This window comes from Suicoccus acidiformans (assembly GCF_003546865.1).
Classification (GTDB): domain Bacteria; phylum Bacillota; class Bacilli; order Lactobacillales; family Aerococcaceae; genus Suicoccus; species Suicoccus acidiformans.
In genome coordinates this window covers 1691342-1704828 of record NZ_CP023434.1, presented here as the reverse complement: position 1 = coordinate 1704828, position 13487 = coordinate 1691342, and the positions used below count along the sequence as shown (strand labels likewise).

Genomic DNA, 13487 nt, shown 5'->3' with positions numbered 1-13487 from the left:
GGCCTTCTTTCGGTGTATATTGAGTGGATAGTTCCAATGTCATCTGATTTATGTATAATGAGTATGCATTTTGGGTAGTCCTTGCTGGATTATCTGCGACAGAGGGCTCCTACCCTCTGGTTTTTCATTTCCTGAATTGTAAAATTAAGCTAGAAAAAAACAAATAAGACCATTTGTGCTACACTATTTATGAGTCCAATCATAAATAAGGGAGTAGACACAAAATGGCCTATACACATCTTACCACGAAAGAACTGACTTGGATAGAAAACTACTACGAAATTGGCGAAAAAGCTTACATAGTCGCTAAAAAGTTAAGAAGATCTGCTCAAACCATCTATAATGTCTATCATTATTTAGACGATGGTGGAACTATCATCGACTATTATGAAGGCTACAAAGCTAACAAATCTAAGTGTGGCTCTAAGAAGAAGCAGTTCACAGAAGATCAAATCACCTATATCAATGACCGAGTGTCACAAGGGTGGTCACCGGACGTGATTATTGGACGCCAGGAAATTGACTTGAATTGTTGTGCAAAAACACTTTACCGTCGCTTCCAAGATGACCCTGCTTTTGATGTCAGAGATTTACCCATGCAAGGTAAACGAAAAGCGAATCATCATGTTGAAACGAGGGGCCGTCTAAATGACCGTAGAAGACTAGAACAGCGTCAAGAGGCTTATCCTGAGTACAATGAGGAATTTGGTCATTTTGAAGGGGATACTATCGTGGGTAAGAACCACCAAAGTGCGGCCATTACACTAGTTGAACGAATAAGTAAATTAGCGATTACCCTGAAGACAGAAGGTCGTAAAGCATGTCAAGTAACGGATTCATTGAGGCGTTTCTTCCTTAAAGTCCCTTACCGTCTGGTTAAATCTCTGACTTTGGACAATGGCAAAGAGTTTTCTAACTGGAAAGACTTAAGCAATGAATTTGATATCGATATCTTCTTTGCAGACCCAGGATGCCCATCTCAAAGAGGACTGAATGAGCATACTAACGGATTGTTAAGAAGAGATGGTCTGCCTAAAGGTACTGATTTTAATGAAGTAGATGAAGACTTTCTTAAGGAAGTAACCTTCAAGCGAAATATCATTCCACGTAAATCTCTTAACTACTACACTCCCCTGGAGGTTTTCTTGGCCCATCTTTTGGATCAAACACCTGGATATTATGCCAACCACTTAAGAAATATGGTTTCATCAAGCACCTGACTCCTCAAGAGTCGCTAGCGCTTTTCCTCTTGACCAGCCAGGAGCTTGATGAAGGGAGTTGTTTAAGGTGGTTAGCACAAGTATGTCACCAAGTTCAATCACTCATAATATAGTGTAGAAATTTCTAACTTAAATTGACAATCGAGATTTTTATTAATTATATTATACTGCAAAACCACCAAGGATGTTGATTTAACAGCATTCTTGGCGGTTTTTGTTGTTGGCTTATCTTACAGCCTCTTTTTAGAAATTCAAGTGCTGCTTAACTTTGACGCACAGTATAACTGTTGCGTTGGAAACAGACTAAACCTTAAAACTTAAGCTAAGCGGTTGTTATTACCTGTAGATTAGCGTATAATTAGAACGATAAACATCAAGTAGAAGTGGGTGAGTAGATGACGCAGAATATCGACTATACCGCACAAGAAGTACTCGATTTGTGCGCAACATATATGAATGAAACAGGAGTAGCGAAAGTTGAGAAAGCATTAAATGTAGCAACCCAAGCTCATGAAGGACAAATGCGGATGTCAGGCGAACCCTACATTATCCATCCAATCCAAGTTGCTGGAATTCTAGCAGAATTAAAGATGGATCCAGATACGGTTGCTACAGGCTTTCTCCATGACGTGGTTGAAGATACGGACTATACCTTAGAAGATATTGAATCAGCCTTTTCTGAAACGATTGCTTTTCTGGTGGATGGGGTAACCAAGCTAGGGAAATTCCGCTTCCAAAGCAAGCAAGAAGCCCTTGCTGAAAATCATCGCAAAATGCTGATGGCAATGGCCAAAGATATCCGCGTGATTATTGTGAAATTAGCGGACCGCCTCCACAATATGCGCACCATGCGCTTTCAAAAACCTGAAAAGCAAGTCGAAAAGTCAGAAGAGGCCTTAGAGATTTATGCGCCACTGGCTGATCGCATCGGGATGAGCAATATCAAATGGGAACTTGAAGATATTTCTTTGCGCTATATTAATCCCGACGCCTATTATAATATCGTCAACCAAATGGATAGTAAGCGCGAGGAGCGTGAAGCCTATATTCAAGCGACGGCGGAAGAAATTCAGGCTTCTCTTCAGGAATTAGACATTGAAGCAGAAGTTTACGGGCGGCCGAAACATATTTATTCCATTTACCGCAAGATGACCGATCAAAAGAAAGAATTTGATGATATATACGATTTGCTCGCTCTACGCGTCATTACCGAATCCATTAAAGATTGTTACGCAGTGGTCGGGGCAGTGCATACGAAATGGCGGCCTATGCCCGGGCGCTTTAAAGACTATATTGCCATGCCTAAGGCCAACATGTATCAATCTTTGCATACGACTGTCATCGGTTCAGACGGGCGACCAGTTGAAATCCAAATTCGAACTAAGGAAATGCACGAAGTTGCAGAAAACGGGATTGCAGCCCACTGGGCCTATAAACAAGGCAAAACCGATGGAGTGAATCCAGACGATAATCTCCAAAAGCAACTTCAATGGTTCCGTGATTTAGTAGAATTACAAGATGAAACTGAAGATGCCAAAGAATTTATGGATTCAGTCAAGCAAGACTTGTTCAAAGATCAAGTCTATATCTTTACCCCTCAAGGCGATGTCATTGAGCTTCCAGTGGGCTCAGGACCTATTGATTTCGCCTATCACATTCACACAGAAGTGGGCAACAAAACTGTCGGGGCTAAAGTGAATGGTGAAATTGTTTCACTGGACTATCAATTAAAGAACGGAGATATCGTTCAGATTCTCACCAATCCCAATTCCAATGGGCCAAGCCGCGATTGGTTAAAACATACCCATACGAGTAAAGCACGTAATCGCATTAAGCGCTACTTTAAGCATTTGGAAAGAGAAGAAAAGGCTGCTCAAGGTGAGCAAATTATGGACCGGGAACTGCGTGAAGCAGGACGTTCCTTAAAGTTCATTGAACGGCGTAAGGTTGAAGATGCCTTGAAAGAACGCTTTAACTTTAATGAAATGACCGATTTTTATGCGGCAATTGGTTATGGGGAATTGAATCCATCGACGGTCTTGAATTTTCTTGATGTTCATAAGCCGAAAGATGCTACCAAAGAAACTTCTGAAGCCGAAGTAAATCGTACCGCCACTAAACCGAAAAGTCGCACTGTGCATGAAAGTGGCGTAGTGGTTGAAGGAGCGGATAATTTAATGATACGATTAAGTCGTTGTTGTAATCCGGTTCCTGGTGATGAAATTATCGGCTACATTACACGGGGACGAGGCATTTCTGTTCACCGTAAAGATTGTCCGAACCTCAAGGGTGAGTCCGATTTACAGAATCGTACAATTGATGTCCATTGGGACACGATGGATACGATTGAGAAAGACTTTGTCTGTGAGATTCGGATTATCGGCTTCGAACGTAGCGGACTGATTAATGATATCTTACACGTTGTCAATCATAGTGTTGAGAACTTGCTCAGCGTTCAAGGGAAGCAAGATGAGAATAGTGGCGCTTTGGTAACGGTGAAAGTCGGTGTTTCCGATACCCAGCAAATTGACCAATTATTAACCAAGCTGAAGAGTATACCAGATGTTGAAGATGCCTTCCGTAAAGTTTCATAAAGGAGAGAATTATGCGTATAATCATTCAGAAAAGTTTAGCTAGTCGCGTACTTATTGATGATGAAGTCCGCGGAGAAATTACCAAGGGCTTCGTCTTGTTAGTAGGTGTGACTCATGAAGACACGATGGAGGATGTAGTTTATTGTGCCCGTAAAGTAGGCAATATGCGTCTATTTGATGATGAGGACGGTAAGACGAACCTAGCCTTAAAGGATGTCGGTGGAGATATTCTTTCCATTAGTCAGTTCACCCTATATGGCAATACACGCAAAGGCAATCGCCCAAGTTTTATCAACGCTGCCGCCCCTGATCATGCATCTAATTTATATGATGCGCTCAATAATGAACTGCGAGACCAAGGTTTCCATGTTGAAACAGGGGAATTCGGCGCTTACATGCAAGTAGAAATTACAAATGATGGGCCGATGACAATTCTAATTGATTCCAAGCAGAAAGATCTATAATCTAAAGTCCCATCCAAAAATATATACCTAAATGAATACAATCATTACTGAATATTGATATGACTACATTTTTCAGTATACGTTGTATAAAATAAAGGAATTTACATTTATAAATAAGAAAGCCGAGCATGGTCAGGAACCTGCTCGGCTTTTGTATGGCTCATTATTCTGTATCTGCTTCACTTTGGAAGAAGGCAGTCAGAGCATTTACAATTCTATCGGCGACTTGATTATAATAGTCTTGGGAGCGAATATATGGTAAGTCTTGCTGATTACTCATATAGCCCAACTCTAACAGAATAGAAGGGTAATTATTCTCCCGTAAGACATAATAGTTCCCGAAATGTGTGCCATTATTTGGTAATGGCAGGGTGCTCAGTTCTTGGTTGACGAAGCGGGCCAGCGACTCGTCAGCTTCATGGAAATAATAAGTCGTAATGCCGTGCCAGTCTGGTACCGGAGAAGCATCATAGTGAATACTGATGAAGGCATCAACTTCTGCAGCATTACTGTGGGCAGCTCGCTCTTCAAGTTCAATAAAGCGATCGTCGGTTCTCGTTTGGATAACCGTGGCACCGGCTGCTTTTAGAGCTTTTTGAATGGTGTTGGCAGTAGCTAGGGTAATTTCTTTCTCATATGTTTGCTGATCTTCACTAATTGCACCCGGATCTTCTCCGCCGTGGCCAGCATCTAACATGATGGTTGCTTCGCTTAAGCTCTTAGCTTGAGGTTTTCCGACATGGCTAATTGAATCATTCGCCATTTGAGCCGTACGTGTTTCAATATAACCTTCGGTGCCCTTATCATCAAGAACGCGGTAATATTCATTGCCTGCATCGTCATAGACGATTTTTTCTACAGCGAAACGTTGACCGTATGAAGCTGTATAGAGAATATCTGAGAAGACATTCGGTTGAGACAAGAAAGCTTGGTTACTCTGACGCATAATCGCAATATGATCAAGGGGAATATCTGCACCATTCATCTCTTCGCTAGCTATTTCTTCCTCTTGAGGGATTTGGCTCAGGGGGACAATCTGAATTGCGGAAGTTTCCACATAACCGTACTGGCCATCATATTGAATCTGCGTCCAACCACGCGATTCATAATTAATGGGAATATAGCTATCACTTTCTGCTAAGCCGATTTGCTCAGCATCAACCGATTCCTGGGCGTAAATCGGCGTTTCTTTAGAAAAGTAGGCAGCTATTTCTTGATCATTGGTTAATTCAGGCGATTCAAGATACCAAAGCGGTAACCATCCCTGGACCGTATTGGAAATCCGGACAAGCACCCAACCGCCGGATTCATTAATGACAGGCAGTACGACACCATGCTCTAACGTACCGTCCATGGAACTATTGGTACTGGGCTCATGCCTTAATACTGCCGATTCCTTTAGCAAAGTAATGGTTGAATCCGCTGTCATCGATGAAATCGATATTGCGGTAGTGATTAAGACCAGTACTGTCAAAAGTCCTGGGAAGACACGGGGGGTATAAATTTTATGCCACAGTTTTTTGAGGGTATCGATGGGAATTTCCCTCCTTCATTCATTAATAATGGTTTAATTATATAATGGCTTCGTTTGAAATTCAAATTATGTTTCGACATGTAAGTGAATAGTAATCATTCTGAACCAAATACATATTTTTTAGCCAAATCCCAGTGTAACAATAGCGATCTAAAAAGCTGATTAGACCAATGTTCCTACTCCATTTTGAAGGAATGAAGCGCTGGCTCTTAAATGAACACAAGGTGATTGGGGGCAAGAGAAGAAGCGAAGAGACTCTTGACGCGAATCTCCTTGTGTTCTTTGATTACCTGAATTGTAAAATAAAGCTAGAAAAACAAATAAGACCATTTGTGCTACACTATTTATGAGAGCATTCATAAATAAAGAAGCAGACACCAAATGGCCTAAACACATCTTACCGCGAAAGAACTGACTTGGATAGAAAACTATTACGAAATTGACGAAAAAGCTTACATAGTCGCTAAAAAGTTAAGAAGAGATGGTCTGCCTAAAGGTACTGATTTTAATGAAGTAGATGAAGGCTTTCTTAAGGAAGTAACCTTCAAGCGACATATCATTCCACGTAAATCTCTTAACGACTACACTCCCCTGGAGGTTTTCTTGGCCCATCTTTTGGATCAAACACCTGGCTATTTTGCCAACTACTTAAGAAATATGGTTTCATCAAGAACCTGACTCCTCCAGAGTCGCTAGCGCTTTTCCTCTTGACCAGTCAGGAGTTTGATGAAGGGGCTGTTTAAGGTGGTTAGCACAAGTGTGTCACCAAGTTCAATCACTCATCATATAGTGTAGAAATTTCTAACTTAAATTGACAATCGAGACTAAGTAAAGCATCGAAATGTTGACAGGGCCATATAGATAGCTTATAATGAAATTAAATGATATGAGAAAGGGTGTTACTTTATCACAATGAACAATTAATCCTATTTATTAAAGAAAATCAACATAAAAAAGTGAATCAATAACTTAAGCTAGGTTATTTGTTGAGCTTTTTATGTATCATTTTCAGAATAGGATTGAATTGTGAAGTGTGGTTTACCCTAATTTTGTAATGCTTTTTTAGGTGTATGCTTATAAATTTTCCTGACCTCCTATTCTGAATGGAATTAGGGGGGTTTTTATATCCCCTCAAAATAAGGAGATGGGAATATGCTATTGTTTGAAGGAGCATCAATCAAAAAACAATTACAAGACAGATTGCTATTTTATATTGATTTAATGCAAGTGCATAATAATCAACGTATAGGTTTAGTAGGTAGGAATGGAACAGGAAAAACAAGCCTATTAAAAATTATTACAGGTGAAGAATTACCTGATGAAGGTAATATTACTTCTTTTACCTCTGTGAAATTAGTGCCACAATTTAAAGAATCAAGATTGGAGAAAAGTGGTGGCGAAATAACACAGCAATATTTACAGAATGCTCTCAATGAGAACCCAGGCCTGCTTCTTTTAGATGAACCAACAACACACTTAGATACGGAAAGAATTGCTTGGTTAGAAAAAAAGATAAGAAACTATCAAGGAGCAACTATCGTAGTATCGCATGATCGGGCATTTTTAAATAATGTATGTACTGAAATATGGGAAATTGAAAATAATACGTTAAAAATATTTAAAGGAAATTATGATGAATATGCAAAGCAAAAAGACTTATTGAAAAAACAAGAACAAACTGAATTTGAAAAGTATGAACGTGAGAAACAAAAATTAGAAATAGCAATACGTCAAAAAGAAGAAAGAGCTCAACGCGCAACAAAAAAACCTAAGAATCTTAGTTCATCTGAAGCGAGAATAAAGGGTGCTAAAACCCACTACGCCAACATACAGAAAAAGCTTAGAGGTTCTGCAAAGGCTTTAGAAACAAGACTGGAACAATTGGATAAGGTTGACAAAGTGAAAGAGCTACCTGAAATTAAGATGGATATGTTAAATGAAGAAAAATTCACAAACCAATCTGTGTTACGTGCTGAAAATGTTAAGGGAGAGATTGGCGGAAGTAAGCTCTGGGATCCCTTTAGCTTATATTTAAATGGCGGCGATAAAGTTGCTATCATTGGAAAAAATGGCTCAGGTAAAACAACTTTGCTTAAAAAAATAGTTAAGCAAGACGAAGGATTTACAATTCCAGAAAAAGTTAAGATCGGTTACTTCTCTCAACACTTAACCATCCTAAATGATGAGGAATCAATCATAGAAAATGTACAATCGACCTCTAGTCAGAATGAGACATTAATAAGAACAGTTTTAGCAAGAATGCATTTTTGGGATAAAGATGTCTATAAAAAGGTGGGCATATTAAGTGGTGGTGAAAAAGTAAAGCTAGCGTTAGCTAAACTATTTTTAAGTGACGTGAATATGCTCGTTTTAGATGAGCCGACTAACTTTTTAGACATTGCATCTTTAGAAGCGCTAGAAGCATTCATGAAAAGTTATCAAGGAACGATTCTATTTGTTACTCACGACCGAATGTTAGTAAAAAATATAGCTACAAAAATAATTGATATAAAAGATGGTAAGATAACAGTATTCGATGGATCGTACGAAGCATATGAAGAGTGGCTGGAGAATAAAACAAAGTCTAACAGTGATGACCAACTTTTACTAATTGAAACTAAAATATCTGACGTTCTGGGTAGATTGAGCTTGCAACCTTCGCAAGAGTTAGAAGATGAATTTCAAAGATTATTGAAAGAAAAGAAAGAACTGACTAAAAAACTATAAAAACTTCTATTGCCTGTATGAAACGACATCGACATAAAAGGAGTAATGCTAAGTACTAGAAAAGGTATGCATATTGAAATGTTAAACATTTAATTAAAAAGATAGTCGTAAATTTCAAGATTAAGTTAGCCGCTTTGTTAAAACTAAAGACCTACATGTGAATTATTTGCACTAGGTTGTTCGGCTTTACAATGAGCGTCGGGATGGTAGGCTCTTGGCCAAAGCTGGCTAACCCAGCTTTCACCAGCCTTTAAGCCAGCCCGGCGGAGGCTCGTTGTCAAGGCGAACAGATTTTAAGCTGCAGCCCTTTCTTGACGAAAAGCTTTTAAAAAGCAATCGTAAGGGGTTTGATAGTCCAAGATCTTTCGTGGGTAGCGATTCATCCATTGTTGAATGCGCAAAATCTGCTGATCACTCATTTCCGATATTTTTTGACCTTTCGGTAGAAATCGTCGGATGTATTTATGCTGATTCTCGCTCGTCCCTCTTTCGTAAGAAGCAAATGGGTGCGTAAAGTAGGCGAATACTATCTCTTGGAGGGCTTCTTGTAAGGAAGCAAACTCGGTTCTATTATCTGCGGTGACTGTTTTGAATAGACGAGTGTAGTCATCGCCACAGCGCTCTCTGAGATGGGACACTGCTAAACAAACACCTTCGGAAGTCTTACCCGGCAACTTAAGGAGGACTTCAAAACGAGTCATTCTCTCGACTAAGGTTAATAAGACTTCGTCCTCTTTAGTTTTTTGCCCGATAACCGTGTCAATTTCCCAGTGACCGAAATGATCACGAGATTTAACTTCTTCAGGTCGCTCGTCAATTGAATTTCCTAAAATCCGCTTATTTTCCTTAGTTGACCGTTTCTTTTGACGAGGTTTACGAGAGAGTTTCTCCAGTAAGTCTATATTTTTAGTGCGCATAATGCCACTATCTATCCAATTATAGAGAGTAGTCGTGCTAGGAATCAGTTTTGGGTCAAATAGCTCTTGTCGCTTAGCAAAACCAACGACCACATCAGGGGACCAATGATCTTCGAGCATTTTTTCATCTGCCCATTCCATGAACGCATCAGAATCTGCCCATTTAGGACATCTTCCACAATTTAAACGCTGGTTATCATGAGCCGCCTGACCCTTATCTGCATCATAAACAGTGTAGTAATAAACATACTCTTTGCCGCTCTGGACTTGTTTTTTCTTTTGTTTAACAGTCCCTCGCTTGATTTCATTATGAATGGTTTGGGCGCCCGATTAAGACTAGCTGGGATAGCTCGATTTGAATAGTTTTCTTGTTTAAGAATAGCAATCTGGCAACGTTCTTGATAAGAAAGATGTGTCTTTTTTAGTAGCTGTGTTATCATGAATTTGCGTCACGTAAATTCATCCTTATCTATTGAGAGTTGTGGTAACTTCAATATAGCATGAAATTCACTTGATGTTTTTTATTTTGGGTGGCTAAGTTGATTATAGAATCCACCTCTTTTATTCTTATGCATTTGCTTATACAGCTTACCTAAATTCTTGAGATGTAACATCGATAAAAACAGGGCTTGACTTTCTGTGAATGAATGAGTAAATTAGTATTATATCATAAGTATATCGCAGATGTAGACAAGTAGTCTAAGTATAGAGATTGATTCCCTGGCTGAAAGAATCAACGAAGACGAAGACACTACGGAGATGAATAATGTAAAGTTATTCCGCTTACCCCGATACGGTAGTAAAGACCTAGTCTGACTAGGTGAAGATAGGTGGTACCACGTTGATTCGTCCTATGGCTGTTGGCCATGGACTATTTTTTTGTCCAAAATGGAGGTTTATGAATGATTCAGAAAATCAAAGGGGCAGAAGATATTCTGCCAAAGGATAGTTATAAATGGCAATATATTGAAGATGTTGCCCGAGATTTATTCGAGCGTTATTTGTATCAAGAAATTCGCACGCCGATGATGGAGTCTTATGATTTGTTTAGTCGTTCGGTGGGGGATACGACGGATATTGTGTCTAAGGAAATGTATGATTTCTACGATAAAGGAGAGCGTCACATTGCTCTGCGACCAGAGGGAACTGCAGGTGTGGTCCGGGCTTATGTGGAGCATAAGTTGCATGGGCCAGAATTTGCTAAGCCTTTAAAACTATATTATATCGGACCAATGTTTCGTTATGAGCGCCCCCAAGCGGGTCGCCAACGTCAGTTCCATCAAATAGGCGTCGAAGCATTTGGCAGTGTCAACCCGGCGACAGATGCCGAGATAATTGCTTTGGCTTGGCATTTCTTCGAAGAGTTAGAAGTGAAGAATTTGAAGCTTTACCTTAATTCACTGGGCAAACCGGAGGAAAGACAAGTGTACCGGGAAGCTTTGATTGAATATTTCACACCTGTGAAAGATCAGCTAAGTAAAGATTCACAGAAACGCCTGGAAACTAATCCGATGCGGATTATTGATAGCAAGGCGCCTGAAGATAAGGCTTTGAGCCAAGATGCGCCGGCGATTATTGACTTCTTAGGAGATGAGAGTCGGAAGCATTTCGAGCAAGTTCAAGCACATTTGGATGCGTTGAATATCCCTTATACGATTGATCCGACGATTGTACGCGGTCTGGATTATTATCAACATACCATCTTTGAGATTATTGTGGAAGACGATTCCATTGGTGCACAGTCAACTGTCTGTGGTGGAGGCCGCTACGATGGATTGGTTGAGCAGATTGGTGGACCGGCTGAATCGGGAATAGGTTTTGCCATTGGTATGGAACGTCTGTTAATCTTACTTGAAGAGCAAGGGATTGAGATTCCAGCAGTAGAGCCAGTTGATATTTATGTGATGGGTCTTGGCGAAGAAGTTGAGACCGTTACCTTGCAAATTGTCCAAGCGGCTCGCCAGGCCGGGCTAATTGCTGAACGTGACTACTTAGGTCGTAGTATGAAGTCGCAGTTTAAGACAATTAGTAAGCTGAATACGAAGTTGGTGATGACTGTTGGTGAGCAAGAATTAGCTGACGGACTGGTACAACTGAAAAACCAAGATACTGGTAAGCAAGCAACCGAGAAATTGGCGGATGTCTTAGCTGACATTGCAAGTGTTTATCGCAAACATACGATGGATACATCGGTGATTGATGAATTTTTCAAAGGGGGATTTTAAGAATATGGCGAAAAGAACAGTATATTGTGGCCTAATCGGTGAAGAATTAGTTGGGCAAGAGATAGTCTTGAAAGGTTGGGTGCAAAGACGCCGTGACCTAGGTGGGGTTATCTTTATTGACTTGCGTGACCGTGAAGGGATTGCTCAAGTTGTCTTTAATGCGGAGAATTTACCTGCTGAGCAGATGGAAGCCGCAGATCACTTGCGCAGTGAGTTTGTTGTTGAAGTGAAAGGTGAATTGGTACTTCGTGATGAGGATCAAGTAAATCCTAAGATTCCAACGGGACGTTATGAATTGATGGCCAATAACTTAGTTGTCCTGGCTAAAAGCCAAACACCACCGATTTACGTGGAAGATGAGATTGATACGGATGAAGAACTTCGCTTACGTTATCGCTATCTAGATTTACGTCGCAAGCCAATGTTTGACAATTTGCGTTTACGCCATACCGTTGTCCAAACAGTTCGCCAATACTTAAATGACACTAATTTCATCGACGTAGAAACACCGAGCTTAACCAAAAGCACACCTGAGGGTGCCCGCGACTTCCTCGTGCCGACACGCCGTGAAGCTGGAAAGTTCTATGCTTTACCGCAATCGCCACAAATCTTTAAGCAATTACTCATGGGTGCAGGAATCGATCGCTATTACCAAATCGTAAGATGCTTCCGCGATGAAGACTTGCGCGGCGATCGCCAGCCTGAATTTACCCAAATCGATATTGAGACAAGCTTCTTGGAAGAAGAAGATATTCAAGCTATCACGGAAGAGATGCTAAAGCATGTGGTTAAAGAAGCCCGTGGTTTAGACTTGACCGAAGCCTTCCCGAGCATGACCTATGAGCAAGCGATGTCTGAATATGGTTCAGATAAGCCGGATATTCGTTTCGATTTGAAATTAATCGACTTGACTGATTCAGTGAAGGGGACGGATTTCGGTGTATTTAAAGGGGCGATCGAGAATGGTGGCCAAGTTAAAGCCTTAAACTTAAAAGGTCTTGCAGATGAATATACGCGCAAGACAGCAGATGATTTATTAAATGTTGTGAAGCCGTACGGTGCTAAAGGCTTAGCATGGGCTAAGGTAACAGAAGATGGCTTCACTGGTCCAATTGCGAAATTCTTTAAGGAAGAAGCAGCTTATAATAGCATTGCAGGACCTAGCCAAGCAGAACCGGGTGATATTCTCTTCTTTATGGCAGATTCAGCTAAAGTGGTTGCAGATTCTCTGGGTGAGTTACGTAATTACCTTGGAAAAGCGCATCAGCTATATAATCCAGAAGAATTAGCCTTTGTCTGGATTACGGACTGGCCACTGCTAGAGTTCGATGAAGAAGCAGGACGCTATGTAGCAATGCACCACCCATTCACCTCCCCACAAAATAATGACGTTGCTGCCTTAAAGGCAGAGCCTGCAGAGGCTTTAGCTCGGGCTTATGATATCGTCTTAAATGGTTATGAGATCGGTGGCGGTAGTATCCGTATTCACACGCGTGAGATGCAAGAAGAAATGTTTGATTTATTAGGCTTTACACCACAACAAGCGGAAGAACAATTTGGCTTCTTAATGAGTGCCTTTGATTACGGCTTCCCGCCACATGGTGGTATCGCGCTAGGCTTAGACCGTCTAGTAATGATTCTAGCCGGCGAACCGAATATTCGTGAAGTCATTGCCTTCCCGAAAACAGGTCGTGGTATCGATCCAATGACGGAAGCACCAAGTACGGTAGACCGTGCTCAATTAAAAGAATTGAACTTAACAGTTCGTCGTCTACGGGAAAGCAAAGAGAAGAAATAGGGTGTGAC

7 protein-coding genes and 2 pseudogenes are annotated in these 13487 nt (G+C 40.6%); 7 read left to right on the top strand and 2 right to left on the bottom strand.

Features of this window, described 5'->3' with window-relative positions:
• Positions 1–224 precede the first annotated feature (224 nt).
• From CL176_RS07995 to dtd, 3 genes are all read left to right on the top strand, one after another.
• Positions 225–1220, top strand: a complete 996-nt coding sequence (locus tag CL176_RS07995; protein WP_118990834.1) for an IS30 family transposase — start codon at positions 225–227, stop codon at positions 1218–1220.
• Positions 1221–1615: 395 nt separating this feature from the next.
• A complete protein-coding gene (locus tag CL176_RS07990; RefSeq protein WP_118990833.1) occupies positions 1616–3814 on the top strand; it encodes a RelA/SpoT family protein in 2199 nt (732 codons plus the stop codon).
• An 11-nt stretch (positions 3815–3825) separates the two neighbouring features.
• Complete coding sequence (gene dtd / locus CL176_RS07985; RefSeq protein ID WP_118990832.1) at positions 3826–4278, top strand: D-aminoacyl-tRNA deacylase; 453 nt, start codon at positions 3826–3828, stop codon at positions 4276–4278.
• 163 nt (positions 4279–4441) lie between these two features.
• Here dtd and CL176_RS07980 read toward each other — a convergent pair whose 3' ends face one another.
• Entirely contained in the window at positions 4442–5752 is a 1311-nt protein-coding gene (locus CL176_RS07980; RefSeq protein ID WP_162890895.1) for an N-acetylmuramoyl-L-alanine amidase, read from the bottom strand.
• Between the two features lie 531 nt (positions 5753–6283).
• Between CL176_RS07980 and CL176_RS12730 the strand changes: the two are divergent.
• Positions 6284–6490, top strand: a pseudogene (locus tag CL176_RS12730) (hypothetical protein); the annotation flags it as partial.
• Between the two features lie 474 nt (positions 6491–6964).
• Positions 6965–8539 carry a Vga family ABC-F type ribosomal protection protein gene (locus CL176_RS07975; RefSeq protein ID WP_118990830.1) on the top strand — a complete coding sequence of 525 codons (1575 nt, stop codon included), beginning with the start codon at positions 6965–6967 and terminating at the stop codon, positions 8537–8539.
• A gap of 293 nt (positions 8540–8832) precedes the next feature.
• On the opposite strand, the pseudogene CL176_RS07970 reads toward CL176_RS07975, so the two are convergent.
• Positions 8833–9909: pseudogene (locus tag CL176_RS07970) on the bottom strand (IS30 family transposase).
• 449 nt (positions 9910–10358) lie between these two features.
• Between CL176_RS07970 and hisS the strand changes: the two are divergent.
• Together hisS and aspS are read left to right on the top strand one after the other, a co-directional pair.
• The gene (gene hisS, locus CL176_RS07965) at positions 10359–11681 is read left to right on the top strand and encodes a histidine--tRNA ligase (RefSeq protein WP_118990829.1); all 1323 of its coding nucleotides are present in this window, start codon (positions 10359–10361) and stop codon (positions 11679–11681) included.
• A 4-nt stretch (positions 11682–11685) separates the two neighbouring features.
• Positions 11686–13479 carry an aspartate--tRNA ligase gene (gene aspS, locus CL176_RS07960; protein WP_118990828.1) on the top strand — a complete coding sequence of 598 codons (1794 nt, stop codon included), beginning with the start codon at positions 11686–11688 and terminating at the stop codon, positions 13477–13479.
• Positions 13480–13487 lie beyond the last annotated feature (8 nt).